The 26,626-nt window shown below is 68.1% G+C and carries 23 protein-coding genes; 14 read left to right on the forward strand and 9 right to left on the reverse strand.

Annotation, left to right across the window (positions count from 1 at the left end; genetic code table 11):
- Window positions 1-37: 37 nt before the first annotated feature.
- Both N8I71_RS03585 and N8I71_RS03590 read left to right on the forward strand, forming a co-directional pair.
- Window positions 38-1,303, forward strand: coding sequence for a glutamate-5-semialdehyde dehydrogenase (locus N8I71_RS03585; RefSeq protein WP_262876558.1), 1,266 nt, complete (start codon window positions 38-40; stop codon window positions 1,301-1,303).
- Window positions 1,304-1,443: 140 nt separating this feature from the next.
- A complete protein-coding gene (locus tag N8I71_RS03590) occupies window positions 1,444-2,634 on the forward strand; it encodes a trans-sulfuration enzyme family protein (protein WP_262876559.1) in 1,191 nt (396 codons plus the stop codon).
- 13 nt (window positions 2,635-2,647) lie between these two features.
- On the opposite strand, the gene N8I71_RS03595 is transcribed toward N8I71_RS03590, so the two are convergent.
- Window positions 2,648-3,067 (reverse strand): hypothetical protein, encoded by a 420-nt coding sequence (locus N8I71_RS03595; protein ID WP_262876560.1) that lies wholly within the window; start codon window positions 3,065-3,067, stop codon window positions 2,648-2,650.
- Window positions 3,068-3,294: 227 nt separating this feature from the next.
- On the opposite strand from N8I71_RS03595, the gene N8I71_RS03600 reads away from it, so the two are divergent.
- The 3 genes from N8I71_RS03600 (at window position 3,295) to N8I71_RS03610 (ending at window position 5,901) form a co-directional block, all read left to right on the forward strand.
- Window positions 3,295-4,374 (forward strand): ATP-binding protein, encoded by a 1,080-nt coding sequence (locus N8I71_RS03600; protein ID WP_262876561.1) that lies wholly within the window; start codon window positions 3,295-3,297, stop codon window positions 4,372-4,374.
- A 283-nt stretch (window positions 4,375-4,657) separates the two neighbouring features.
- Window positions 4,658-5,101, forward strand: coding sequence for a type II 3-dehydroquinate dehydratase (gene aroQ, locus N8I71_RS03605; protein WP_262876562.1), 444 nt, complete (start codon window positions 4,658-4,660; stop codon window positions 5,099-5,101).
- The gene (locus N8I71_RS03610; protein ID WP_262876563.1) at window positions 5,098-5,901 is read left to right on the forward strand and encodes a helix-turn-helix transcriptional regulator; all 804 of its coding nucleotides are present in this window, start codon (window positions 5,098-5,100) and stop codon (window positions 5,899-5,901) included. The genes aroQ and N8I71_RS03610 overlap by 4 nt, the downstream gene beginning before the upstream one ends.
- A 412-nt stretch (window positions 5,902-6,313) precedes the next feature.
- Here the strand turns inward: N8I71_RS03610 and tsf are convergent, their stop codons facing one another.
- The gene (gene tsf / locus N8I71_RS03615; protein WP_262876564.1) at window positions 6,314-7,189 is read right to left on the reverse strand and encodes a translation elongation factor Ts; all 876 of its coding nucleotides are present in this window, start codon (window positions 7,187-7,189) and stop codon (window positions 6,314-6,316) included.
- A 119-nt stretch (window positions 7,190-7,308) separates the two neighbouring features.
- A complete protein-coding gene (gene rpsB, locus N8I71_RS03620; RefSeq protein ID WP_262876565.1) occupies window positions 7,309-8,118 on the reverse strand; it encodes a 30S ribosomal protein S2 in 810 nt (269 codons plus the stop codon).
- 292 nt (window positions 8,119-8,410) lie between these two features.
- Here rpsB and N8I71_RS03625 point away from each other — a divergent pair, with 292 nt between their 5' ends.
- The 3 genes from N8I71_RS03625 (at window position 8,411) to N8I71_RS03635 (ending at window position 11,004) form a co-directional block, all read left to right on the forward strand.
- Window positions 8,411-9,292, forward strand: coding sequence for a PfkB family carbohydrate kinase (locus N8I71_RS03625; RefSeq protein ID WP_262876566.1), 882 nt, complete (start codon window positions 8,411-8,413; stop codon window positions 9,290-9,292).
- A gap of 5 nt (window positions 9,293-9,297) precedes the next feature.
- On the forward strand, window positions 9,298-10,209 hold the full coding sequence (locus tag N8I71_RS03630) for a pseudouridine-5'-phosphate glycosidase (protein ID WP_262876567.1): 912 nt from the start codon (window positions 9,298-9,300) through the stop codon (window positions 10,207-10,209).
- An 81-nt stretch (window positions 10,210-10,290) separates the two neighbouring features.
- Window positions 10,291-11,004, forward strand: a complete 714-nt coding sequence (locus N8I71_RS03635) for a DUF502 domain-containing protein (RefSeq protein WP_262876568.1) — start codon at window positions 10,291-10,293, stop codon at window positions 11,002-11,004.
- Between the two features lie 11 nt (window positions 11,005-11,015).
- Here the strand turns inward: N8I71_RS03635 and N8I71_RS03640 are convergent, their stop codons facing one another.
- A complete protein-coding gene (locus N8I71_RS03640) occupies window positions 11,016-11,891 on the reverse strand; it encodes a DMT family transporter (RefSeq protein ID WP_262876569.1) in 876 nt (291 codons plus the stop codon).
- Window positions 11,892-12,085: 194 nt separating this feature from the next.
- Window positions 12,086-13,930, reverse strand: a complete 1,845-nt coding sequence (locus tag N8I71_RS03645) for an extracellular solute-binding protein (protein ID WP_262876570.1) — start codon at window positions 13,928-13,930, stop codon at window positions 12,086-12,088.
- Window positions 13,931-14,299: 369 nt separating this feature from the next.
- Between N8I71_RS03645 and N8I71_RS03650 the strand changes: the two genes are divergently transcribed.
- Together N8I71_RS03650 and N8I71_RS03655 are read left to right on the forward strand one after the other, a co-directional pair.
- Entirely contained in the window at window positions 14,300-15,085 is a 786-nt protein-coding gene (locus N8I71_RS03650; RefSeq protein WP_262876571.1) for a 3-hydroxybutyrate dehydrogenase, read from the forward strand.
- Between the two features lie 94 nt (window positions 15,086-15,179).
- Window positions 15,180-16,214, forward strand: a complete 1,035-nt coding sequence (locus N8I71_RS03655) for a patatin-like phospholipase family protein (protein ID WP_262876572.1) — start codon at window positions 15,180-15,182, stop codon at window positions 16,212-16,214.
- A gap of 4 nt (window positions 16,215-16,218) precedes the next feature.
- On the opposite strand, the gene N8I71_RS03660 is transcribed toward N8I71_RS03655, so the two are convergent.
- Entirely contained in the window at window positions 16,219-16,839 is a 621-nt protein-coding gene (locus N8I71_RS03660) for a helix-turn-helix domain-containing protein (protein WP_262876573.1), read from the reverse strand.
- Between the two features lie 81 nt (window positions 16,840-16,920).
- On the opposite strand from N8I71_RS03660, the gene N8I71_RS03665 reads away from it, so the two are divergent.
- The 3 genes from N8I71_RS03665 to N8I71_RS03675 all read left to right on the forward strand — a co-directional run bounded on the left by N8I71_RS03665 (window position 16,921) and on the right by N8I71_RS03675 (window position 20,352).
- The gene (locus N8I71_RS03665) at window positions 16,921-18,408 is read left to right on the forward strand and encodes a class I adenylate-forming enzyme family protein (RefSeq protein WP_262876574.1); all 1,488 of its coding nucleotides are present in this window, start codon (window positions 16,921-16,923) and stop codon (window positions 18,406-18,408) included.
- Window positions 18,405-19,046, forward strand: a complete 642-nt coding sequence (locus N8I71_RS03670) for a DsbA family oxidoreductase (protein WP_262876575.1) — start codon at window positions 18,405-18,407, stop codon at window positions 19,044-19,046. Before N8I71_RS03665 ends, N8I71_RS03670 begins: the two co-directional genes overlap by 4 nt.
- 142 nt (window positions 19,047-19,188) lie before the next feature.
- Window positions 19,189-20,352, forward strand: a complete 1,164-nt coding sequence (locus N8I71_RS03675) for an MFS transporter (protein ID WP_262876823.1) — start codon at window positions 19,189-19,191, stop codon at window positions 20,350-20,352.
- A gap of 3 nt (window positions 20,353-20,355) precedes the next feature.
- Here N8I71_RS03675 and N8I71_RS03680 read toward each other — a convergent pair whose 3' ends face one another.
- The 3 genes from N8I71_RS03680 to N8I71_RS03690 form a co-directional block, all read right to left on the reverse strand.
- Window positions 20,356-21,132, reverse strand: a complete 777-nt coding sequence (locus N8I71_RS03680; RefSeq protein ID WP_262876576.1) for a DUF2306 domain-containing protein — start codon at window positions 21,130-21,132, stop codon at window positions 20,356-20,358.
- 74 nt (window positions 21,133-21,206) lie between these two features.
- On the reverse strand, window positions 21,207-24,719 hold the full coding sequence (gene mfd, locus N8I71_RS03685; protein WP_262876577.1) for a transcription-repair coupling factor: 3,513 nt from the start codon (window positions 24,717-24,719) through the stop codon (window positions 21,207-21,209).
- Window positions 24,720-24,769: 50 nt separating this feature from the next.
- Window positions 24,770-25,288: a component of SufBCD complex gene (locus N8I71_RS03690; protein WP_262876578.1), complete on the reverse strand. Its 519-nt coding sequence runs from the start codon at window positions 25,286-25,288 to the stop codon at window positions 24,770-24,772.
- Window positions 25,289-25,482: 194 nt separating this feature from the next.
- Between N8I71_RS03690 and hemB the strand changes: the two genes are divergently transcribed.
- Window positions 25,483-26,481 carry a porphobilinogen synthase gene (gene hemB, locus N8I71_RS03695; protein WP_262876579.1) on the forward strand — a complete coding sequence of 333 codons (999 nt, stop codon included), beginning with the start codon at window positions 25,483-25,485 and terminating at the stop codon, window positions 26,479-26,481.
- Window positions 26,482-26,626 lie beyond the last annotated feature (145 nt).

The raw sequence follows: 26,626 nt of genomic DNA on the forward strand, positions 1-26,626 counted from the left end.
AGGGATTGCCTATGCGAAGGCCGATGGAGGGCAGGACATGGACGAAATGACCGATGTCTCGACGATGATGACGGCACTGGGGCGTGCGGCGAAGGATGCCGCGGCCGAGCTTGCCCATGCCCCGCCCGAGGCCAAGCGCGCCGCGCTCGAGGCCGCCGCCGACGCCGTGTCCGCCCGCAAGGACGAGATCATCGCCGCCAATGGCAAGGACATGGAGTTCGGGCGGAGCAAGGGCCTGTCGGCCGCCATGCTCGACCGCCTGATGCTCGATGGAAAGCGGATCGACGGGATCGTGGCGGGCCTGCGCGCCGTCGCGGCGCAGGAGGACCCCGTCGGCGCCGTGATCGCCGAGTGGGACATGCCCTCGGGCCTGCATATCCAGCGTGTCCGCACGCCGCTCGGCGTCATCGGCGTGATCTACGAGAGCCGTCCGAACGTGACGGCGGATGCGGGCGCGCTCTGCCTGAAGTCCGGCAACGCGGTGATCCTGCGCGGCGGATCGGAGAGCTTCCATTCGTCGGGCATTCTCGTGGACTGCCTGAAGGACGGCCTGCGAAAGGCCGGCCTGCCGCAGGACGCGGTTCAGCTGGTGCCCACGCGCGACCGGGCGGCGGTGCGCGAACTTCTGACCATGACCGATTACGTCGACGTGATCGTGCCCCGTGGCGGAAAGGGCCTCGTCGGTCTGGTGCAGGCCGAGGCGCGGGTGCCGGTCTTCGCCCATCTGGAGGGGATCTGCCACGTCTATATCGACGCCGCCGCCGACCCCGAGGTCGCACTGAAGGTCACGCTCAACGCCAAGACCCGGCGCACCGGCGTCTGCGGCGCGGCCGAGTGCCTGCTGATTCATCGCGCTGTCGTGGACACGATCGGGCAGGGCGTGGTGCGCGCGCTGATCGATGCGGGCGTCGAGGTGCGCGGGGACGAGACCCTGCAGAAGATCGAAGGCGTCGTGCCCGCAAGCGAAGACGACTGGGGGCGCGAGTTTCTCGACATGATCATCGCCGCGCGCGTGGTCGACGATATCGACGCGGCCATCGCCCATATCCGGCGCTATGGCTCGTCCCATACCGAGAGCATCCTGACCGAGGACGATGCCGCCGCCGCGCGCTTTTTCGAGCGGCTCGACAGCGCGATCCTGATGCGCAATGCCTCGACGCAGTTCGCCGACGGGGGCGAGTTCGGGATGGGTGGGGAAATCGGCATCGCGACCGGCAAGATGCATGCGCGCGGGCCGGTCGGGGCCGAGCAGCTGACCTCGTTCAAGTATCTCGTGACCGGGCAGGGGACGGTGCGGCCCTGACCGGCTGAGGGGGCGCTGCCCCCTCGGCCTTCGGCCTCACCCCCGGAGTTTTTCTGCCAGGATGAAGATGTGAGCGGAGGCGATTTTCCTCCGCACTGCAGGCTGTTGGAAGCAGCAGGCCCAGAAGTGGAGACATGAAGATGAGTGACGACCGCCGCAACGAAAGACCCCGGACGCTGGTGCGGCGGATGCCGCTGACCGAGGGGGTGAGCCGGCCGGTGGTCACGCCGATCCAGCCCTCCGTGGTCTATGCCTCCCCCTCGATCGACATGCTGCACGCCCAATACGAGGGGCGCGAGAAGGGCTATACCTACGCCCGCGAGGGGCACCCGAACGCGACGCTCCTGGCCGAGAAGATCGACGCCATGGAGGGGGCTTCGGGTGGCATCGTGACCGGCTCCGGAATGGCCGCCGTCACCGCCGCGCTGATGGGGGTGCTCGGGGCAGGGGATCACGTCATCGGGGGCAGCCAGCTTTATGGCCGGTCGCTGCGTCTGATGCACCAGGATCTTACGCGGTTCGGCATCGCCACGAGCCTCGCCGACCCGACGGACGCGGAGGCCTTCCGCGCCGCGCTGCGGCCGGAGACGAAGATGATCCTGATCGAGGTCGTGTCGAACCCGACGCTCAGGGTCGCCGACATGGAGGGGATCGCCGCCGTGGCGCGCGAGGCGGGCGTTCTGCTGGCGGTCGACAACACCTTCACCACGCCGCGCGGCTGGCGGCCCTTCGAGCACGGCGCCGATATCGTCATTCACTCGATCACGAAGCTTCTCGCCGGGCATTCCGACGTCACGCTCGGCTATGTCGCGGCGCGGGACCCGGCGATCGCGAAGGCGATCTACGATTTCTCGGTGACGGTCGGTTTCACCCCCTCGCCCTACGAATGCTGGCTGGCGGAGCGGGGGCTTTACACCTTTCCGCTGCGCTACGACCGTGCCGAGGAAAACGCCGCGGCGCTGGCCGATCACCTCGCCGCGCATCCGAAGGTCGCGCGCGTCCTATATCCCGGGCGGGCCGATCACCCGGACGCGGCCCGCGCCGAGGCACTTCTGGGCGCGCGGACCGGGAACATGGTGAGTTTCGAGATCCGTGGCGACGGGAAGGCGGCGAACCGCATGGTCGAGGCCGCGCCGCAGCTTCCCTTTGCCCCGACGCTCGGGGATGTGGGCACGACGCTCAGCCATCCTGCCTCGTCGTCCCACCGCGCGCTGACGCCCGAGGCGCGGGCGGCGCTCGGCATATCCGACGGGTTCTTCCGGGTGTCGGTCGGGATCGAGGACATCGCCCTGCTGAAATCGGATTTCGACCAGGCGCTGGCGGCCGTCTGACCGGGCGCCGGCGTCAGAGCGAGTGGAGCGGAGAAGATCCGTCGAGAATGATCACGTCGAAATTGAGATCGGGCGACTGGGCCTCGACCTCGCGGCGGATCAGGTTGGCCGAGGGCAGGCGATCGACCAGCGCGAGGTAGCGCCCGCGATAGCCGCGCTGGCTGAGATAGCGGGCAAGGTCGATCGCGTCGAAGACCGGGGTCAGCAGCGGCGACAGCACGAGGGCAGGGGCCTGGGAGCCGGTGAATCGCACCGAATCGAGGTCCTCGTACCGCACACGCGCGATGTAGGATTGCGGTTCCAGCACGTGACGCGGAAGCAGTTCCAGCGCCTGTGGGGCGAGAGCCACGGCAAGAACGGTGCGGGAAGTCGTCTCCCCGCCCTCGGCGCCAACGGATCTTGTGGGCGCGAATTTCTTGTCGCGGCCGTCCATCATGGTTCAGCCCTGTTTTTCGGCAGGGTGGTCGTTCTCACCCCTCAACGCGTGGAAGTGCCTTGTCGGGCCTGCCATTCCACCCGCAATTGAAGCAAGGATATCAAAACGCCAGCTACCCGCAATTGAAAGTTTGTCGCTGCAACGATTACGGCGACGGCTTGCGTTGTATGGATGGGAGAATCGGGTCAATTGAGCGCATGAAGCTTTCCGTCGGGGCCTGAGCGATGACCGGAAACCAGCTGACCACCGTGATCGAGGCCGTGCCGGAGCCCATGCTCCACCTCGATTCCTCCGGGGTGATCGCGGCCTCCAACGCGGCGGCGCGCGCGTTGCTGGGCGGCTGGATCCAGGGGCGCAGCTATGCCGCCGTGCTGCGGCAGCCGGCGGTTCTGGGCCGGATCGAGGCGGTGCAGGCCGATGGCGCGCCCGGCGAGGCGCGGTTCGAGCTGGCCGACAGCGCCGGGGGCACGCAGTTCCGCGTGCGCATCTCGGCGCTTCCGGATGATGGCGGAGGGCAGGGGACGCGGCGCCCGCTCCTGCTGCATTTCACCGATATCACCCACCTGCGCGAGGCCGAGGAGATGCGGCGCGACTTCGTGGCCAACGTGAGCCACGAGTTGCGCACGCCGCTGACCGCCGTGCTGGGCTTCATCGAGACGCTGCGCGGACCGGCCAAGGAGGATGCGGCGGCGCGCGACCGGTTCCTGTCGATCATGGAGGACGAGGCGCGGCGGATGAACCGGCTTGTCTCCGATCTCCTGTCGCTGAGCCGGGTGGAGGCGGCCGAACGGATGCGGCCCTCCGACCTGGTCGATCTCTGCGCCGTGCTCGACGGTGTGCGGGCGGCGATGCGTCCGGCCGCCGAGGAGAACGGCAACACGCTGGAACTGGAGCACGTCGGTCTTGGCACGGGCGCCGACGGAAGGGCGCGGGCGCTGATCCTCGGGGATCGCGACCAGTTGATGCAGGTCTTCATGAACCTCGTGGAGAACGCGCTGAAATACGGGGGGCCGGATCGGCCGGTTCGGATCGTCCTGTCACGCGAGGAAGGAACCGGCAGCCTCAAGGGAACGGTGATCCGTGTCGACGTCATCGACATGGGCGACGGCATCGATCTGCAGCATGTTCCGCGGCTGACCGAACGCTTCTACCGGGTCGACACCCATCGCAGCCGCGCGATGGGTGGCACGGGGCTTGGCCTCGCGATCGTGAAGCACATCGTCAACCGGCATCGCGGCAGGCTGCGGATCGCCAGCGAGAAGGGGGTAGGCAGCACGTTCACCGTGCTTTTCCCCGAAGCCTGATGGTGTCCGGCAGACCCCGCCGTTCGCCCACCCATAAAGCCTATAATCATGATTATGTTAAATATATATATGGGCGGAGGCTGCATCCGGACGGGTTCAAGTCCCGTTCATGCGCCTCAGCCTGTTGCGGTAATCCCATGAAAACATGGAGAACCTTCATCCGGGCACCCACGATGCGGACACTTCTGACACGCAACACCGCACCTCGTCGGCGGAACCGGCAGTTCTCCCTTCCCAAGTCATTAACAGAACATATACTGCGCGCTCAAAGGGACAGTGCCACATGAACATCCTCGTCTTGAACGGGCCCAACCTCAATCTGCTCGGGACCCGCGAGCCCGGCATCTACGGCAGCACGACACTTGCCGGGATCGAGGAGCAATGCCGCGCTCTGGCCGCCGAACTGGGCGTGTCGGTGGATTTCGCGCAATCGAACCACGAAGGCGCGCTGGTGGATGCGCTGCACGCAGCCGCGCGGACCCATGACGGTGTCATCCTGAACGCCGGTGCCTACACGCATACGTCCATCGCGCTGCGCGACGCGATCGCGGCGACGGGTCTGAAGGTCATCGAGCTGCACCTCTCGAACACCCATGCGCGCGAGGCGTTCCGGCACGTCTCGACCATCGCGGCGGTTTCGGTCGGCGTGATCCAGGGGTTCGGCGCGGCCGGCTACGGGCTCGCGCTCAGGGCAATGGTCGGGCTCATGTCGGAGACACGATCGTGAATCGCCTTCAGCCCTATCTCGCGATGGACAACGTCGACGACCTCTGGGCGCATCACACGGCGCTTATGGCGGAGTACGGCTTCGACCGTTTATTCTATGCTTTCAACGCGTTCCGAGGCGCCGGTCTTTACGACAACCCCGAGGATGCGCTGCTTCTGACGAACATGCCCTCGGACTATGTCGAGGCCTATGTGGGCGGCGGGATGTTCCGCGACGGCGTGATGATGCGTTGGGCGATCCAGAACACCGGCGCGGCCAGCTGGCGCCAGGTCTACGAGGCGATGTCGGACGAACCGCTGACGCGTGGCGAACGCGCGATGCGCGAACTCAACGAACGCCATGGCATTCTCGCGGGCTACACGATCAGTTTTCCGATGGCGATCAAGAACGCCAATGCCGGGATCGGCATGGCGGTCCGCAAGGGCATGACGCAGGATGACGCCGACGCGATCTGGGCCGAGCATGGCGAGGATCTCCAGGTCATCAACCACGTGGCGCATTTGTGCATCCTGCAGCTCCCTGCCCGCGGCCAGCAACGGCTGCTGACGCCGCGACAGGCCGAGGTGCTTGAACTCGTCGCCGACGGCAAGACGATGCAGGACATCGCGATGCTGCTGGAGCGCAACGTCGCCACGGTGGAAAAGCATCTGCGCGGTGCGCGCGATGCTCTTGGCGTCGAGACGACTGCGCAGGCGGTCCGAAAGGCCTCGATCCTGAACCAGATATTCCGTCTGGACCGCAGCGGAACGGCTGAAACGCGGCGTCCACATCTGGCGGGATCGGTCTCGGACAGCCGCTAGATCGGGTGTACTGACCCCAGGTAAGGGAATCCCCACTTCCGAAAAATTCGGCGTAGGCGCACCTTCGAGGTGTTCCGCGAGTGATGGCAATTGTTGCCAGGAACACCGGGTCAAGGACGGCATGTTCCCGTTCCGAGATCCGGCGCCCGTCCAGGTTCGGGTGGGTGGGGACGCGCCGGCGGATGTGATTTCATCCGCGGCGCGGCCTTTTCAGGCAGCCACGGCGCGCAGGTTGTCCCCTTTTCCGCGCGTCGGGGTCATGAGCGGTGATGCCCAGTCCCTCGGCGTCACCGCTCGCATTCCCGCCTGCAAGATGTTGTCGTAAGCCATTGCTTATAAAGGAAAAGCGCGAGGCAGTACCCTGCCCCGCGCCATTTCCTCGCGCCACCGGTCCCGGTGCGCTGTCCGGGGTTCAGCCCTTGACGGCCTTGGCCACCTCGGCTGCGAAGTCTTCCTTCTCGACCTCGATCCCTTCGCCCACTTCGAGCCGGACGAAACCGGTGATCTCGACGCCGGCTTCCTGCGCGGCGGCGCCAACGGTCACGTCGGGGTTGATGACGAATTGCTGGTTCAGAAGCGTCACCTCGGCGAGGTACTTCTTCATCCGGCCTTCGATCATCTTCTCGATCACTGCCTCGGGCTTGCCGCTCTCGCGGGCGATGTCCATCTGGACGCTCCGCTCCTTGTCGATGATCGCGGGGTCGAGCTCGGCCTCGTTCAACGCGGCGGGGTTCACGGCTGCCACGTGCATCGCGACCTGGCGGGCGAAACCCTCGTCACCGCCGGTGAAGGTCACCAGCACGCCGATCTTGCCCATGCCGGGCGCGGCGGCGTTGTGAACGTAGGACACGACGTTGTCGCCCGAGATCTTCGCCATGCGGCGCAACGACATGTTCTCGCCGATCTTGGCGATGGCGTCGGTCAGGACGGTTTCGACGGGCTTGCCATCGACCTCGGCCGCCTTCAGGCCCTCGACGCCATCGACCGACAGGGCGGCCTCAGCGATCTTCGCGACCATGCCCTGGAACTCCGAGTTCTTGGCGACGAAGTCGGTCTCGGAGTTCACCTCGACGGCCACGGCGGTGCCGCCCGAGGCGGCGACGGCCACGAGGCCCTCGGCAGCGGTGCGGCCCGATTTCTTGGCCGCCTTGGCGAGGCCCTTGGTGCGCAGCCAGTCGACCGCCGCCTCCATGTCGCCGTCGGTTTCGGTCAGCGCCTTCTTGGCGTCCATCATGCCTGCGCCGGTGGCCTCGCGCAGTTCCTTCACCATTGCAGCGGTAATCGCCATGGTCTCGGTCTCCTGATTGTCTTGCCTCGGGCCGGGATTGGTCCCCTGCCCCCGTGATGTGCGCGCCGGATCATGGCCCGGCGCACATGTCATGTCCGTGACGGAACGGTGCCGCGGCCTCAGGCCTCGGCGCCGGATGCCTCGGCGGATGCCTCGGCTTCGGGCTCGGCCGCCTCGCCTGCGAGCGCTTCCTCGACGGTGCCTTCCTCGAGCGAGCCGAGATCGACACCCGCCGTTTCGAGCTGTGCCGACATGCCGTCCAGCGCCGCGCGGCTGACGAGGTCGCAATAGAGCGCGATGGCGCGTGCGGCATCGTCATTGCCCGGGATCATGTAGTCCACGCCATCGGGCGAGCAGTTGGTGTCGACCACGGCCACGACGGGGATGCCGAGCTTCTTGGCCTCGAGGATGGCGAGGTCTTCCTTGTTCACGTCGATCACGAAGAGAAGGTCGGGAAGGCCGCCCATCTCGCGGATGCCGCCGAGCGAGGCCTGAAGCTTCGCCTGGTCACGCTCCATGCCGAGGCGTTCCTTCTTCGTCAGGCCTTCGAGGCCGACGGCGAACTGCTCGTCGATCTGCTTGAGGCGACTGATCGAGTTCGACACCGTCTTCCAGTTGGTGAGCGTGCCGCCCAGCCAGCGGTGGTTCATGTAGTACTGCGCGCACCGCTCGGCGGCGTCGGCGATCGGCTTCTGCGCCTGGCGCTTGGTGCCGACGAAAAGGATGCGGCCGCCCTTGGCCACGGTCTCGCGCACGACGCTGAGCGCCTGGTCGAGCAGTTCGACCGTCTGGGTCAGATCGATGATGTGGATGCCGTTGCGGTCGCCGTAGATGTACGGGGCCATCCGCGGGTTCCACCGCTGCGTCTGGTGACCGAAGTGAACGCCAGCTTCAAGCAGCTGACGCATGGAGAAATCGGGGAGCGCCATGTCCAAATCCTTTCCGGTTTCGCGCCTGGGACGGAGGATAGGGCATTCGCCCAACCGGTGGACCGAACGGGGATGTCTCCCGCCGCCGGCCCGCCTCCGCCTGTGAAGTGAGCGCGCAGTTAAGGGGTATTGGCGGCAATGGCAAGCCCCCTGCCCCTCGCAGCGCGGTCGAGGGGGCTCTGCCCCCGCGCCTTGCGGCGCTCCCCCGGAGTTTTTTGCCAGGATGAAGGACGGATGAAGGACGGGCGCTTGGCCGTGGACGGGGCGCGCGCGGGCAGCTAGAGGTCGGGCGATGAGTGCGAAACCGGATATCCTCTGCATCGGGTCGGTCCTGTGGGACGTGATCGGCCGCTCTGCCGCGCCGATGGTCGCGGGCAACGACCGTCCGGGCCGGATCACGCGGCTGCCGGGGGGCGTCGCGCTGAACGTGGCGATGACGCTCCGGCGGTTCGACCTGACGCCCGCGCTCCTGACGGTCGTGGGCGACGACCCCGAGGGGCGCGACCTGCTGGCCGAATGCGGGCGGATGGGCCTCGTGACCGAGCATGTGCTCGTCGATCAGGGGCTTCCCACCGACATCTACATGGCGATCGAGGGCGCGGGAGAACTGGTCGCGGCCATCGCGGACGCGCATTCGCTTGAGGCGGCGGGCGCGCGCATCCTCGCGCCCCTGGCCGATGGGCGTCTGGGATCGGCGGAGGCGCCCTATCGCGGGGCCATCGCCATCGACGGAAATCTGACCGAGGACCTTCTGGCCGAGATCGCCCGCAGCCCGGTTTTCGCCGCAGCCGACCTGCGCCTGGTTCCCGCGAGCCCCGGCAAGGCCGAGCGGCTGCGCCCGCTTCTGGGGCATCCGCGCGCCACGCTTTACGTCAACCGCGAGGAAGCGGCGCTGATCGCCGGGCTGCCCTGCGCCGATGCCTGCGCGGGCGCGGACGCGTTGCGGCGGCTCGGCGCGCGCCGCGTCGTGGTGACGAACGGCAGCGGCGAGGCCGTCGAGGCCGATGCCGACGGCCTGCACCGCGCCTTGCCGCCCGCCGTCGTCGCGCGGCGCATCACGGGTGCGGGGGACACATTCATGGCCGCGCATATCGCGGCGGAACTCGGTGGCCTTGGCCGGGCGGCGGCCCTCGACGCCGCGGCGCAGGCCGCTGCCGACTACGTGGCGGGGTAAGAGACATGCACGACTTGGTGGATCCTTCGGCGGAGGTCGCGCGCGCGCTGGCCGATGGTGCGCCGGTCGTGGCGCTGGAAAGCACGATCATCACCCATGGGATGCCCTGGCCGCGAAACCTCGAGACCGCGCGGGCGGTGGAGGCGGCGGTGCGTGCAGAGGGCGCCGTGCCCGCGACGATCGCCGTGATGGGGGGGCGGATCCGCGCCGGACTGGAGGCCCAGGACCTCGAGCGGCTGGCGCAGGCGGAGGGTGTCGCGAAGCTCAGCCGCGCGGATCTGGCCGTGTGCCTCTCCACGGGGCATACCGGCGCGACGACCGTGGCCGCGACGATGATCTGCGCGCATCTCGCGGGGATCGGCGTCTTCGCGACCGGCGGGATCGGCGGCGTCCATCGCGGCGCGGAGGAGAGTTTCGATATTTCCGCCGACCTGCAGGAGCTGGCCGCGACCCCCGTTACCGTGGTCGCGGCGGGCGCCAAGGCGATCCTCGATCTGCCCAAGACGCTCGAGGTTCTCGAGACGCTCGGCGTGCCGGTCATCGCGGTCGGGCAGGACGCCTTCCCGGCCTTCTGGTCGCGCGACAGCGGTCTCGCGGCACCGCTGCGGCTCGACGATGCCGCCGGGATCGCGGCGGCGCACAAGGCCCGGCGCGGGCTCGGCCTGCCGGGCGGGCAGCTCGTGGCCAACCCGATCCCGCGCGAGGCCGAGATACCGGCGGACGTGCTTGCCCCGCTGATCGCGCAGGCGCAGCGGGAGGCCGAGGCGCGCGGGATCGCCGGCAAGAAGGTGACGCCCTTCCTCCTGCAGCGTCTTTTCGAATTGAGCGAGGGCCGAACGCTCGAGGCCAATATCGCCCTCGTTCTGAACAATGCGCGGCTTGCGGCGCATATTGCACGCGCTTTGGCCTCCGGCTGAGGCGGAGGGATGCGCGGCGCGCTTGTGCGGCCGCTGGACACCGCCTAGATAAAGGGCGACAGGCCTCCGACACCAGACATCATGCAACTGCCCGAGACGCCCCCGCCCCCGAAACGCGGCTTTTTCGCCGGGCTCCGGTCGAGTTTCTTCGCCGGACTCGTCGTCATTGCGCCCATCGGCGTGACGATCTGGCTGATCTGGACGCTCACGGGCTGGATCGACAGCTGGGTGCTGCCGCTTATCCCCAACGCCTACAACCCCGCCATCCTGATCCGCGACCTCACCGGGATCGAGGTAAACATCCGCGGCATCGGCGTGGTGACGTTCCTGTTGTTCACGATCCTGGTCGGCTGGGTCGCCAAGGGCCTGATCGGGCGGTCTCTGATCCTTTGGGCGGAAAGCCTCGTGCTGTCCATCCCGGTGGTGCGCAGCCTCTATTCGGGGCTGAAGCAGATCGTCGAGACGGTGCTGAGCCAGGGCGAGCAGAATTTCGACAAGGCCTGCCTGGTGGAATACCCGCGCAAGGGGATCTGGGCCATCGCCTTCATCTCGGCCAGCGCCAAGGGCGAGATCGCGCGCCGGCACGGACCCGAGGACATGGTCTCGGTCTTTCTGCCGACAACGCCCAACCCGACCTCGGGCTTTCTTCTCTTCATCCCCCGCAAGGACGTGATCGTGCTCGACATGACGGTGGAGGATGCGGCCAAGCTGATCATCTCGGCGGGCCTCGTCTATCCCAATGGCGAGGAGGCGAAGAAGGCGCTGGAAGACAAGGTGCCGGAAGCGGCGGAATAGGCGCCCCGTCCTCAGGCCGGGGACACCCTCCTCCTTCCGCCCCAGAGCCCGTTGATCGCCAGCGCGCCGAGGATGAATATCCCGCCCATGAGTGTCGCGCGGCTCGCCGTTTCGCCGAGTGCGAGCCAGACCCACATCGGCGCCAGCATCACCTCGATCATGGTCAGAAGCGCAAGGTCGGCGGCGGGAACCACCCGGCTGCCAAGCGTGAAGAGCACCATGCCGCCCGAAAGCAGGACCGCGCCCATGCCCATCGCCCAGAGCGCGTCGGGCACCGGCACGGCGAGCGACCCGCCCGAAACGGCGGTCATGGCTCCTGCCCCCGCGATGGCGAAGAGGCCGCCGAGCAGCACGGTGGGCAGCGTGTCGGCAATGGCGCGCCATCGCAGCGACACGGTGAAGGCGGCGAAGCCCGCGGCGCTGATGAGGGCCGCGATATTTCCCGCCAGGACCCCGTTGGCCAGCCCGCCCCGCATCATCACGTAGATGCCGGCGACGGCGATGGCGATGGAAAGCCAGGTCTTCGCGCCCACCCGCTCGCCCAGGATGGCCCACCCGGCGAGCGCGGTCAGGAAGGGGGTCGCGGCGAACATGAAAACGGCATTGGCGATCGTCGTGACCTGGATGGCGTAGACGGCACCGCCGAAGGCCGCCACGAGGCCGAGCCCGCCGAGAACCCCCGCGAGGCCTGCGCGCTTTATGCCGGGCAGGACGCGCCCCCGCCCCCGCCACGCGAGAAAGGCCAGAAGGACCGGCATCATGCCGACCGAGCGCCAGAAGAGGATCGCCCAGGGGCTCGCCTCCTCGATCTGGCGGAAGACGAGGCCCTGCAGCGACCACAGGATGGCCGCGACCGAGACGAGGGCGACACCGGTTCCGTAACGCATGTGCCCTTGCCCGCCCTGTCGTCCCTGACCTTCAAACAGGTCCATCTGGGCCGGGACGCGGAAGACCGTCGCGCCGGGAAGCGACCTGCAGTCGTGCCGTTTTCCGGCCACGCGGGGTCAGGAGGGGGGAACGCCCACCCTGCGCGCGGGGGTGGGCGTAACGTGGGGGATGCGGCGTGCCGCGGCCGACGCCGCTACTCTTCGACCCACCAGACGTCCGGCTGCCAGCCGATCCAGTCGCCGTAGATCGGGATGACATCGGGGTAGCGCAGCTCGGCATTGTGGGCGATCCGCGCAATGGGGTTGTACCAGAACGGCACGACGTAGCGCTCGGAGATCAGGATCCGGTCGAGCGCGCGGACGGCGGCGAGGTAGTCGTCCTGGCTTTCGGAGGTCAGCATCCGGTCGACCATGGCCTCGATGGCCGGATGGCAGGCGCCCATGAGATTGCGCGATCCCGGCGTCTCGACCATGTCGCAGCCCCAGTAGAGCCGCTGTTCGTTGCCGGGGCTGAGCGAGAGGCCACGGGTGTAGTAGGTCATGTCGAAGTCGAAGGCGTCGGTCCGTTCCCGGTACTGGGCGGAATCGACGTTCGTGACCCGCACCGAGACCCCGAGCCGGTCCAGCGCCTCGACATAGATGTTCACGATGGCGTCGTTTTCCGAGGACCCGGTCTGAAGCAGGATCTCGAAGGTGAAGGGTTCGCCGTCGGGGCCCGTCATGACGCCCTCCCGAACGGTATAGCCCGCCTCCTCCATCAACCTCAGCGCCTCGGCGATGCCCGCGCGGTTGCGCTCGGACCCGTCCGAAACGGGCAGGACGTAGCCTTCCATCGCGCCGGGCAGGAGATCTTCGGCGAAGGGCGCGAGGAATTCGGCCACCCTGCCCTCGGCGGGTCCGGGCCGCATGCCGAGCGGCGAGTTCGAGAAGTAGGAGGTGATCCGGGGTTCGATCCCGCCATTCAGCGTCTGGTTGACGAACTCGAAGTTGAAGGCCTGGATCATCGCCTCGCGCACGCGCCAGTCCGAGAAGGCGTCGCGGCGGGTGTTCATGACGAGACCGGTGATGCCCGAGGGCCTCTGATGCGGAACCTCGGACAGCACCACCTCGCCCGACCGCACGCGCGGAAAGTCGTAGCGCGTGGCCCAGTCGGCGGCGTTCGTTTCGCGGATCGTGGTCAGGATGCCGCTGGTGAAGGCCTCGAACATGGCGGTTCCGTCGGCGAAGAACTCCATCCGGACTTCGTCGATGTTGTTGGTGCCGCGCCGGAACGGCAGGTCCGCGCCCCAGTAGTCGGGATCGCGCCGGAGCGAGACGAAGCGGCCGGCCTCGTAATCGTCGATCACGTAAGGCGCCGAGGCGATGGGGATCACGTCGAACCCGCTTTCGGCGAACTCGACACCCTCCCATTGCGACGCCTTGAGAATGGGCCGCAGCCCCATGATCAGCGCAAGCTCCCGGTCGGCCTCGGTGAAGGTGATGCGGACCGACCGCTCGCCCGTGGCCTCGATGGAGGCGACGCGCGTCCAGGCGTTCAGGTAGCGCGGATGCCCCTCCGTCCCGAGCGTCTCGTAGGACCAGATCACGTCCTCGACCGTGACCGGGCTGCCGTCGGAAAAGCGGGCCTCGGGGCGAAGGGTGAATTCCACCCACATGTGATTCGGATCGACCTCCACCGATTCGGCGAGGAGACCGTAAAGCGTGAAGGGCTCGTCCCAGGACCGGCCCATGAGGGATTCGTACGCGAGGAAACGGAGTTGCCAGGGCACGGAGCCCTGGCGGATGTGGGGATTGAGGCTGTCGAAGGAGCCAACCTCGCCGGTCACGATGCGCCCGCCGGTGGGCGCGTCGGGATTGACGAAGGGCAGATGCGTGAAGTCCGGCGGGAGCGCCGGCTCGCCATACATTGCGATCCCATGCGCCGGTTGGGCCAGACCTTGTCCCGCCGTCAACACGATCGCCGTCAGAGCGGCCGCGATCGCCCGCCCGGCCCGGCTTGCGCCTGCCCCCGCGGTCTTGATGAAACAATCCGTGGGCATTTGCGAACAATCCTCCCGGGCCAGCGTTTTCCTTGGTGAACCGACGCTATCCGCGCTTTTGCAGGCAATGCAACTTTTCGGTTGGACACGCGGCAAGTCATTGCTTATAAAGGGGGCACTGCTCGATAGGTTTCTTGCCTGTATGAAACCTGCCTCAATAACTGAACGCCGGCCTTGTGCCGGCGTTTTTTTTGGCGGAATCGCAAGGGCCTCCGACAAGCACCCGGTTTTCCCTGCCAGGGAACGCGGCCCCCTGCCCTCGGGCGTCGCCCCGGCCAAAGCCCGCGCCGCGCCCTGTCCGGACTGTTCATTTCGCAGCTGCAGCATTAGGGTCGCGCCGAAGGCGACACCAGTGAGGAAACGACATCCATGGCCATCACCACCGATCTGTCCGGCAAGACCGCGGTCATCACCGGCTCGAACTCCGGCATCGGCCTGGGGATCGCGCGGGAACTGGCGAAGGCGGGCGCGAACGTGGTTCTCAACTCCTTCACCGACCGCAAGGAGGACCACGCCCTCGCCGAGGAGATCGCCGATGTCTGCGGCGTCGGCGCGCGTTACATCAAGGCCGACATGTCGAAGGGGGCCGAGTGCCGGCAGCTGATCGAAGAGGCGGGCGCCTGCGACATTCTCGTGAACAACGCGGGCATCCAGCACGTCGCGGCCATCCCCGATTTCCCGATCGAGAAATGGGACGCGATCATCGCGATCAACCTTTCCTCGGCCTTCCACACCACGGCCGCCGCGCTGCCGATGATGCGCGCGGCCGGATGGGGCCGCGTGGTCAACATCGCGAGCGCACACGGCCTGACCGCATCGCCCTACAAGTCCGCCTATATCGCGGCCAAGCACGGGATCGTCGGACTGACGAAGACCACGGCGCTGGAGACGGCGGAGGAGCCGATCACGGCCAACGCCATCTGTCCGGGCTACGTTCTGACGCCGCTCGTCGAGGCGCAGATCCCCGACCAGATGAAGGCCCATGGAATGGACCGCGACACGGTCGTGCGCGAGGTGATGCTGGCGCGCCAGCCCTCGAAGGACTTCGCCACGGTCGAGCAGTTGGGGGGCACGACCGTGTTCCTGTGCTCGGACGCGGCGGCGCAGATCACCGGCACGACGATCAGCGTGGACGGAGGCTGGACCGCGCTTTGAGCGGCGGGACCGGTCGCGGGGGGCGCTGCCCCCCGGCGCCTGCGGCGCTCCCCCCGGAGTTTTTTGCCAGGATGAAGCAGGAGGCGCGCGCGCGATGACCGGACCGAAGTCGATCAACCTGGCGTTGCAGGGCGGCGGCGCGCATGGCGCCTTCACCTGGGGTGTGCTCGACCGGCTCCTGGAGGTGCCCGATATCGAGATCGCGGCGGTCACCGGGACCTCCGCCGGCGCGTTGAACGGCGCGGCGCTGAAGGCCGGGCTCGCGCGCGGCAGCCGGGAGGCGGCGCGCGAGAACCTCGCCTGGCTCTGGGAGCAGGTGGGCGCGATCACCGATCCGCGCATGGCGCCCTGGCTCGACGCGGTGGCGCCTGTCGCGGTCAGCGCCGCGATCGAGGCCTCGCTGCCCTTCGCCCTCGGCGACGGGGTCGCGCGCCTTGTCAGCCCCTATGCGAGTGGCCCGTTCTACCGCAACCCCCTGCAACGGATCGTGGAGCGGTTCAGCTACGACCATGTCTGCGGCGATCCCGGACCCGCCTTCCACATCTGCGCGACGAACGTACGCACCGGAAAGATCCGCGTCTTCACCGGGGACGAGATCGGGCCGGACGCGATCATGGCCTCGGCCTGCCTGCCGACGCTGTTCCGCGCGGTGGAGATCGACGATCCCGAGACCGGCACGCGCGAGGCCTACTGGGATGGCGGATATACCGGCAACCCGGCGCTTTTCCCGCTGTTCGCGGGGGAGCTTCCGGCCGACATTCTGGTGGTGAACATCAATCCGCTCCACCGCGAGGAGGTTCCGGTCTCGGCCCGCGCGATCCAGAACCGCATCAACGAGATCAGCTTCAATTCCTCGCTCCTGCGCGAGTTGCGGGCGATCGACTTCGTGCAGCGGCTGCTTGACGACGGCAGGCTGGAGGACGGCGCGATGAAGCGCGTGCGGGTGCACATGATCGCCGACGACGCGCTGATGCGGCAATTGTCGGTCGCGACCAAGATCGTCGCCGTGCCGCAGGTGCTGCACCAGTTGCGCGAGGCGGGCCGGACCGCGACCGACGCGTTTCTCGAGGCGCATTTCGATGCGATCGGCGTGTCCTCGAGCGTGGATCTGAGGGCGATGTTCGCCTGAGCCGTCAGCCGAGCGAGGTGACCCAGAGGATCGTCGCGTCGTCCTCGGAGATGGACACGACGTTGTGGCCCATCGCCGCGTCGTAATAGGTGCTGTCGCCGCGCCCGAGATCGACGGGGGCGTAGAACTCGGTGAACAGACGAACGCGGCCGGTCAGGACGTAGAGGAACTCCTCGCCGTCATGCCTCACCCAACCGTCGAATTCCTCGAAGCTGCGGGCGCGGATGCGGGCGCGGTAGGGCAGCATCGACTTGCGCGTCAGCGCACCGGCCAGAAGATCGTGTTCGTAGGTCGCGGTCGGATGCGCCTGCCCCTCGCCGGCGCGGGTCACGGCCATGCGTCCGTTGACCTGTTCCCCGGTGGGCGGCGTGAAGAGCTGCGGCACGGTGATGCCGAGGCCGAGCGCGAGCTTCTTCAGCGCCTCGTAGGTCGGGGACATCTGCGCGTTCTCGATCTTGGAGAGGGTCGAGCGCGCGAGGCCGGCCGCGTTCGCCGCCTGTTCCAGCGTCCAGCCACGGTCCTTGCGGAGCGCGCGAACACGTTCGGCGAGGTCCACCGGGGTCGGCGGCGTCTCGTCCTCGCCCGAGGCACGGGCAAGCCGGATGAGGCTCGGTTCGTCCTTCATGTTCCGCCGTTTAGCGGTGCCGGGGCCCTGGCGCAACGGGCCGGTCTTGCCTCGGGCGCCGGGCAGGCATAGGCCGGGGCCATGGACGCGCCCTGCCCCGATCCCTTCAACCTCGCCGACTACGTGCTGGCCGCCGGCGCGCGGGAGCCCGACAAGGTCGCGCTGGCCGTCCTCGGTCCGGCGCGGGCCGAGCGCTGGAGCTACGGGCGGCTCCGGGAGGCGGTGCTCGGGATGGCGGGCGCGCTCCTTTCGGAAGGCTTCGCGCCGGGGGACCGGCTACTCCTGCGGATCGGCAACACGGTGGATTTCCCGGTGGCCTTTCTGGGCGCCGTGGCCGCGGGGTTGGTGCCGGTGCCGACGGCGGCCGGGCTGACCGAGGGAGAGGTGACGCGGCTGGCCCGCCTGATCGCGCCCGCGGCCGTGCTGGCGGGCAAGGGCATCGCCCTGCCCGGGGGGAACGCGCCGGTCCTGAGCGACCTCGCGGCCATGATGGGCCATGCCCCCGCCGGCTTCGCGACGGGATCTCCGGACCGGCTCGCCTACCTCGTCTTCACCTCGGGGTCCTCGGGCGCGCCGAAGGCGGTGGCGCATGCCCACCGCGCGGTCTGGGCCCGGCGGATGATGCACGAGGGCTGGTACGGGCTGACGCGGAATGACCGCCTGTTGCACGCGGGCGCGTTCAACTGGACCTACACGCTGGGCACCGGCCTTCTCGATCCCTGGTCGGTGGGCGCGACGGCGCTGATCCCGGCCGAGGGCGTGGAGCCCGCCACCCTGCCGCTGCTCCTGCGCCGCCACGATGTGACGATCCTCGCGGCCGCGCCGGGCATCTTCCGCAAGCTTCTGTCCGGGGATGCGCCCCTGTCGCTGCCGCGTCTCCGGCACGGGTTGAGCGGGGGCGAGAAGCTGCCCGAGACGCTGCGCGCACGCTGGCGGGAGGCGACCGGAACGGAAATCCACGAGGCGCTCGGCATGTCGGAATGCTCCACCTTCCTGTCCGGCTCTCCGGCGCGGCCCGCGCCCGAAGGCACGCTCGGCTTCGCGCAGCCCGGCCGGCGCCTCGCGGTGCTGGACGAGGCGCACGCGGAAATGCCCGACGGCGAGACCGGGACGCTGGCCGTCCACCGGTCCGATCCCGGCCTGATGCTGGGCTACTGGAGCGAGGGCGGCACGCTCGACCTTCCGCTTGCCGGCGACTGGTTCGAAACCGGCGACAGGGTGGAACGGCGGGCCGACGGCGCCTTCCTCTACCACGGCCGCCGCGACGATCTGATCACGGCGGGCGGCTTTCGCATCTCTCCCCTTGAGATCGAGGCGGTCTTCCACGGCGCTCCCGGCGTGGAGGATTGCGCCGCCCTCGCCCTCAGCCCATCGCCCGATACGACGATCGTCGCGCTGGCCCATTCCGGCGCCGCCTCGGAGGTGACGCTGCGCGCGCTGGCCGAGGCGGCATTGGCGCGATACAAGCAACCCAGGGCATATGTCAGGCTTCCTGCCCTGCCCCGATCCCCGAACGGCAAGCTCGACCGGCGCGCGCTTTCCGAAATCCTGCGAAAGTCCGGCCCATGATCCCGCTCGACATCATCTCCGATCCGATCTGTCCCTGGTGCTATATCGGCTGGACGAATCTCGCCCGCGCGATGGAGGCCCGGCCCGACCATCCCTTCGCCGTCGAGTGGCACCCTTTCATGCTGAACCCCGAGATGCCGCGGGCCGGCGCCGACCGTCGCGAATATCTCGAGCTGAAGTTCGGCGGGCGCGAAGGGGCGATGCGGGCCTATGCCCCGGTTCTCGAACATGCCGAGCGGGCTGGCCTCACGCTCAACCTCGACCGGATCGAGCGCACGCCCTCCACGCTCGATGCGCATCGCCTGATCCACTGGGCCGGGATCGAGGGACGGCAGACACCGGTGGCGATCGCGCTTTTCCGGGCCTATTTCGTCGATGGGCGCGACATAGGCGACCCCGCGACGCTACGCGAGATCGCGGAAGGCGCGGGCCTTGACGGTGCCATGATCGCGGCGCTGCTGGAGGGCGACGCCGATGCCGCCGACATCGTCGCGCGCGACCGAACCACCCGGGCGCGGGGCGTCACGGGCGTGCCCTGCTTCGTCGTGGCGCGGCAGCATGTCGTCACGGGCGCACAGCCGCCCGAACTCTGGACGCAGGTCATCGACGAACTCGCATCGCGGGAGATCGCGACATGACAGCCTGCGGTCTCGAGGTTTTGGCCTATTCCGGGCGCGCGGTCCCGCGCCGCCGCCCCCCGGTCCTTTCGTGAGCGCGCCGTCGGACATCACGGCCCCGCCGGAGGCGCGCCGCCTCTCGCGCGGCGAGTTCATCGCGCTCATGGGCACGATCTTCGCGACCGTGGCCTTTTCCATCGACGCGATGCTTCCGGCCCTGCCCGAGATCGCGGGCGAACTCACGCCCGAGGATGCCAACCGCGCGCAGTTGATCCTGACGAGCTTCGTGCTCGGGATGGGCCTCGGCACGCTGATCGCGGGACCGTTGTCGGATGCGCTCGGGCGCAAGCGCGTGATCCTTCTGGGCGCCGCGCTCTACGTCCTCGGCGCCTGCCTCGCGCTCGTCGCGCCAAGCCTCGAACTGCTCTTGGCAGCGCGCCTCCTTCAGGGCCTCGGTGCGGCCGGACCGCGGGTCGTGGCGCTCGCGATGGTGCGCGACCTCTATTCGGGGCGCGCGATGGCGCAGATCGTGTCCTACGCGATGCTGATCTTCACGCTCTTTCCGGCCGTGGCACCCCTGATCGGTGCGGCGATCATCGCCGGGTTCGGCTGGCGGTCGATCTTCGTGGCGTTCCTCGTCTTTTCCGTCGTCTCCGTCGGCTGGCTCACGATCCGCCAACCCGAAACGCTCCCCCCTGTCGCGCGCCGTCCGCTGGCCGTGTCGCGGCTTCTGGCCGATGCGCGCGATGCGCTGTCCCATCGGCAGATGCAATTCTCGATCGTCGTCCAGACGCTGATATTCACCGCCCTTTTCGGGTCGCTCAGTTCCATTCAGCAGGTCTTCGACCAGACCTATGGACGGGCCGAAAGCTTTCCCCTGTGGTTCGCGCTGATCGCGCTTCTGGCGTCGCCAGCGGCCCCTCTGAACGGCGTTCTGGTCATGCGGCACGGGATGCGGTCGATGATCCGCGGCGCGCTCTGGCTCTCGGCCGGGTCTGCCTTCGTGACAGCGCTTTGGCTCGGTCTCATAGCGGGGCCCGGCGGCGGCTTTCCGGTCTATTTCCTTTGGGCCGTCACCGTTTTCGCAAGCGCGGCCTTCACGATCGGCAACCTCAACGCGCTGGCGCTGGAGCCCCTGGGGCATATCGCGGGAATGGCCTCGTCGATCATGGGGTCGCTGGCGACGGTCGGCGGAGCGATCGGCGGTGCGATGATCGGGCAGCTTTATGACGGCACGGCCGTGCCCGTCGCGCTTGGCGTCGGCATATCGCTCAGCCTTGCGGGGCTCATCATGATCCGGATGCCACGCGAGGGCGTGGACGCCTGACGCTCACTCCGCCGGGGCGGCCGCCACCTGACTGCCGCGCGCCGTGCGGGAAACGTCCCGGCTCCACCACCAGGCGACCACCAGGACATTCGGCACCCAGCAGGTCCAGCCGATATAGGGGAAGATCACGTCTTCCTCGAAGAACAGCCGCCCGATGGGCAGTTGCAGGCGGAAGCTGACGGCGCCGAAGCAGAGCGCGGCCATCATCACCATCCAGCGGCGGTGGCGTTCGCGGTCGCCCTTCCTGATCCACCAGATGCCCATGACGAGGGCGACGAACCAAGCGACCGAGCCGAGCGCGAAGCCGATCTCGGACCACATCGGGTAGTCCATGTTGAACGAGATCGGCGGCGTCGTCAGCGCCGCGATCGCCACGATCGGGACCAACGCCCAGCCCAGATAGACGTGCTTGCGCCGGTCGCCGCGCCGCCACATCCGGCTGACCTGCAGGGGGATGAGAAGAACGGCGAGGCCGCCGAAGATCATGTGCACGGCAAGCGTTCCGCCCACGTTGGCGATGTGATGCGCGACATGGTCGGCGCCGCGGCGGATGCCCTCGTCCACGAAGGCCCACCAGGCGGTCGGCAAACCGTCCTGCAGCGACGGGAAAAACCCGTACCAGAGGCCCGCGGGCACGAACTTGAAGGCCGAGACGGCCGACAGGAACGAGAAGAAGAGAAAGGCGTACCAGCCCCATTTCGGCATGCGGCGCGGCGCGTCCCCCGGACGTCCGGCCCGGACGGACGTTTCAGTCGCGCCCTCGGCGGTGGTTCTGCTCATGGTTCCAACCCCACGTCTTGCGCGCGTTCCCTGCACCGGCCTTTATCGCAAAATGCGGGCGCGGCCAATCCCGGCTAGGTTTTCTGCGTGGCTGCATGTTGCGCGAGATCGCGGGCGATGGCGAAGGCGCCCTTGATCTTGTCGGCCTCGCCGGTCCAGTCGCGGCGCACGACGATCTTGTTGTCCCTGACCTTGGCCAATCCCTTCTGCTCCTGCACGAACTCCACGAGGCCGGCGGGATTGGGAAACTTGTCCATGTGGAACTGGATCGTCGCGCCCTTGGGGCCTGCGTCCAGCTTGGCGATGTGGGCGCGCTTGCACATCGCCTTGATACGCACCACCAGGAGCAGCGTGTTCACCTCGCGCGGCAGCGTGCCGAAGCGGTCGATCAGCTCGGCCGCGAACCCCTCGAGGTCCACCTTCGTCTCCAGCTGGCTGAGCCGCCGGTAGAGGCCGAGCCGCACGTCGAGGTCCGGCACGTAATCCTCGGGGATGAGGACAGGCACGCCGAGGTTGATCTGCGGCGACCATTGCCCGTCGTCGCCCGGCAGTCCCTCGCCCTCGCCCGAGCGGATCTTGGCGATCGCCTCCTCCAGCATGGACTGGTACAGTTCGAAGCCCACTTCCCGCACATGGCCCGACTGCTCCTCGCCCACGATGTTGCCGGCGCCGCGGATGTCGAGATCCTGGCTGGCGATGGTGAAGCCCGCGCCGAGACTGTCGAGCGAGCCCAGCACGCGCAGACGCTTCTCGGCTGCAGGCGTCAGTTTTCCCCGTGGCTTGGTGGTCAGGTAGGCATAGGCGCGGGTCTTGGCGCGCCCCACCCGCCCCCGGATCTGGTAAAGCTGCGCCAGCCCGAACATGTCGGCGCGGTGGATGACCATGGTGTTGGCCGTGGGAATGTCGATGCCCGATTCCACGATCGTCGTGGCCAGGAGCACGTCGTACTTGCCGTCGTAGAAGGCGTTCATCCGATCGTCGAGTTCGCCCGCCGCCATCTGGCCATGTGCGGTGACGAAGGTCACCTCGGGCACCTGGTCGCGCAGGAAGGCCTCCACATCGGCCACATCCTCGATCCGGGGCACAACGTAGAAGGACTGCCCTCCGCGGTAATGCTCGCGCAGGAGCGCCTCGCGGATCGTGACCGCGTCGAACTCGCTCACGTAGGTGCGGATCGCCAGCCGGTCGACGGGCGGCGTGCCGATCATGCTGAGGTCGCGCACGCCCGAGAGCGACATTTGCAGCGTGCGCGGGATGGGCGTGGCCGAGAGCGTCAGGACATGCACCTCCGAACGCATCTCCTTCAGCCGTTCCTTGTGGCCGACGCCGAAGCGCTGCTCCTCGTCGATGACGAGCAGGCCGAGATTGTGGAAGCGGATGCCCTTGGCCAGCAACGCATGGGTGCCGACCACGATATCGACAGACCCGTCGGCGAGGCCCTTGCGCGTGTCGGCCGCCGCCTTCTGCCCGACGAAACGGGAGAGCTGCCGGACGTTGACGGGGAAGCCCCGGAAACGGTCCGCGAAGGTCTTGGCGTGCTGACGCGCCAGCAGCGTCGTGGGCGCGATGACGGCGACCTGCAACCCCTGCGCGGCGGCGACGAAGGCCGCGCGCATGGCGACCTCGGTCTTGCCGAACCCTACGTCGCCCACGATCAGACGGTCCATGGGCCGGCCGCGCTCGAGGTCCTCCAGCACGTCGGCGATCGCGGTCAGCTGGTCGTCCGTCTCCTCGTAGGGAAAGCGCGCGCAGAAGGCCTCCCACATGTCGCCGGGGGGCTCCAGGATCGGGGCCGAGCGCAGCTCACGCTCGGCGGCAATGCGGATCAGCTTGTCGGCGATCTGCCGGATGCGTTCCTTGAGCTTGGCTTTCTTCGCCTGCCAGGCCCCGCCGCCGAGCCTGTCGAGAAGCCCCTCGTCATGGCCATAGCGGCTGAGCAGTTCGATGTTCTCGACCGGAAGATAGAGGCGGTCGCCGCCGGCATATTCCAGCGCGAGGCATTCATGGGGGGCGCCCATCGCGGTGATGGTTTCCAGCCCCTTGTAGCGTCCTACCCCATGGTCGACATGAACGACGAGATCACCGGGCGACAGGGTCTGCGCCTCGGTCAGGTAGTTCTCGGCCCGCTTCGTCTTGCGCGTGCGCCGGATCAGCCGGTCGCCAAGCACGTCCTGCTCGGAGATGACGGTCAGACCCTTGCCGGTGAAGCCCTGCTCCAGCGGCCACACGCCAAGGTGGAGAGGCAGCGGGAAAGCCGGCTTTTCCGCACCGGATTTGCCGGCGAACCCGCCCCCGGATATGCCGCGCGCGTCGTCGATCAGGGCGAAATCGGAAAGTCCCTGGTCCTCCAAAAGGCCCTTCAGCCGTTCGCGCGCGCCCTCGGACCAGGACGCCACGACCACCGCGCTGTCCCCGCGAGACGCGCGAACATGATCCGCCAGTGCCCCGAAAAGGTTCAACTTCTCGCTTTGACGTTCCGGCGCGAAGTCCCGCCCGACACGGCCGCCCGCGTCGATGACGCCCGGTCCGGGCGCCTGCCTGAGCGGCGAGAACTGCACCACACGCCGTCCCTCGAGGCAGGCATCCCAGGCCGCCTCGTCGAGGTAGAGCTCGCCCGGCGGCACGGGTTTGTAGACTGTGTCGAGCCGCCCCTTCTGGGTCAGCGCGGTCTTTCGGGTGTCGTACTGGTCGGCGATCATGTCCCACCGCGCGATGCGCTGCGGCGTGGTCTGGTCGTCGAGGGTCACCGTCGCCCCCGGAAGGTAGTCGAACAGCGTTTCCAGACGGTCGTGGAAATAGGGCAGCCAGTGCTCCGCGCCCTGATGCTTGCGGCCCGCGCTGATCGCTTCGTAAAGCGGGTCGTCGGTGCCGGCCGCGCCGAACTCGATCCTGTAATTCTGCCGAAAGCGCGTGATCGCGGCATCGTCGAGGATGACCTCGGAGACGGGCGCGAGCTCCACACGCTGCAGCGCTTCGGTGGTTCGCTGGCTGACCGGATCGAACCGGCGCGCGCCGTCCAGCACGTCGCCGAAGAGATCGAGGCGCACCGGCGTCTCCTCGCCCGGCGGCCAGATGTCGATGATCCCTCCCCGTACCGCGTAATCGCCCGGCTCCGTCACCGTGGGCGCCTGGGTGAAGCCCATCCGCACGAGAAAGCCCTTCAGCGCACCCTCGTCGATCCGCCCTCCGACCGTCGCCGTAAAGGCGGACGCCGCCAGAAGCTCGCGGGCGGGCACGTACTGCGTCGCGGCGTTCAGCGTCGTCAGGACGACGAAGCGCCCAGAAAGCCCCCGGGCGAGCGTGGCCAGCGTCGCCATCCGGGCCGCCGATATCTCGGGGTTCGGCGAAACCCGGTCATAGGGCAGGCAATCCCAGCCGGGAAAGCGCAGGACCGCGACGCCGGGATCGAAGAAGGCGAGCGCGCCGGCCATCGCCTCGGCGCGCTTGTCGTCGCGCGCGACATGAACGACGGGCCCCTCGCCGCGCGCCAGTTCGGCCAGCACGAGGGTGGCGTCGAAGCCTTCGGGCGCGCCGCCCGCAAGGATGCGGGTCGGTCCACCGGACTGGGTTTGGGAAGCGTCTGCCATCGCGTCGCCTCACCTACGCGCGCGGGGTTCGGTGTCAAGGGCAAGCGCCCTCAGCCGAGGGGCCCCACGGTCACGTTGGTGTACATGCCCCAGAAGGCCGTCAGGAAGATGAAGAGAACCCCGAGCCCCTGGACATACATCCGGTGGAGGCGCAACCGGCGCGCCACGTCGGAATAGCCGCTTGCCCGAAGCCGCCGCGCCGTGGAGATCGTGATCGCGCCGACGAGGAGCGCGGGAAAGAGCAGCAGGAACACCGCCTGAAGGAACTCAACCCGGTAGACCCAGCCCGTCACGGCGAGCGCGGTCGTCAAGAAGGCCGCCATGCCGACGAGCACCGGCGCGGACTCGTCGGTCACCGCGAGGATTCGCGCGCCGTTGATCTCGGCGAGCGCCTGCATGTCGCGCCGCGCGCGCTCGTCGCCGCGCCGGGCGCGGGCGACGACGTGATAGGGTACGCCGAGCGTCCAGTGGGACATGGTCGACCACAGGATCGCGAGCACGATCCAGTACCAGAGATTCGAGAACGACCTAAGGTCGATCACTTCCGTCACGAGATCGAGGAAATCCACGTCCGCTGCCGTCCCTTTAGCAGGCCAGTATCTTGACGGGCGGCACCATAGGTTGGCGTCCCGCGGGATGCCAGAGGCGAAAGGCACCCCCGGACGCTTTGCCGTATTGCGGCGGCATCCGGGCCATGTCACGGCTGTTCCCGTGGCGGCAGAGATGCCTGCCACAACACTGGAAAACAAGCGAAAGATCGAAGATGTCCGCCACCCAGGCCACCTTTCCCGCCACGCGTTTCCGCCGCACCCGGGCGAGCGCGAGCCTGAGAAACCTCGTCCGCGAGACCGAACTGAGCGTGAACGACCTCATCTGGCCGGTCTTCGTGCGCGACGGCAGCGGGATCGAGGAGCCGGTGATCTCGATGCCCGGCGTGGTGCGCCGCTCCGTCGACCGCATCGTCGAGGCCGCGCGCGAGGCGCAGTCCCTCGGCATCCCGGCGATCTGCCTTTTTCCCTACACCGACCCGTCGCTGAAGACGGAACTCTGCGAGGAAGCCTGGAACCCCGACAACCTGTCGAACCGGGCGATCCGGGCGATCAAGGACGCGGTGCCGGAGATCGCGGTCATGACCGACATCGCGCTCGACCCGTACAACGCCAACGGGCATGACGGGATCGTGCGCGACGGCGTGATCGTGAACGACGAGACGGTCGAGGCGTTGGTGAAGATGGCGCTGGAGCAGGCCCGCGCGGGCGCCGACATCCTCGGGCCCTCGGACATGATGGACGGGCGGATCGGGGCGATCCGGACCGCACTCGAGGCCGAGGGGCACACGAACGTGACGATCATGTCCTATGCCGCGAAGTTCGCCAGCGCCTATTACGGGCCGTTCCGCGACGCGGTCGGCGCATCGGGCGCGCTGAAGGGCGACAAGAAGACCTACCAGATCGACCCGGCCAATGCCCGCGAGGCGCTGCGCTGTGTCGAGCGCGATCTGATGGAGGGCGCGGACATGGTCATGGTCAAGCCCGGCCAGCCTTATCTCGACATGGTGACCCGCGTGAAGGAGGCCTTCGGCGCGCCCACCTATGCCTACCAGGTCTCGGGCGAATACGCGATGATCGAGGCGGCGGCGGCGAATGGCTGGATCGACGGCGAGCGCGTGATGCTGGAAAGCCTCATGTGCTTCCGGCGGGCGGGCTGTGACGGCGTGCTGACCTACTTCGCGCCGCGGGTGGCGCGGCTTCTGAACGGCTGAGGCGGGCGCGGGCGGAAAGGCCGGCGTTGTCGGGGCTGATCTTGCCCGCCGACCCCATCCCTTGCGGTGCGATCGGCGGGAAACCGCAGAAGTTGTAGCGATGCCGGGTGACAGGCGCCTTCGACCTGCGTATGCTGGCACCAGA

Source organism: Roseicyclus sediminis, assembly GCF_025515305.1.
GTDB lineage: Bacteria > Pseudomonadota > Alphaproteobacteria > Rhodobacterales > Rhodobacteraceae > Roseibacterium > Roseibacterium sediminis.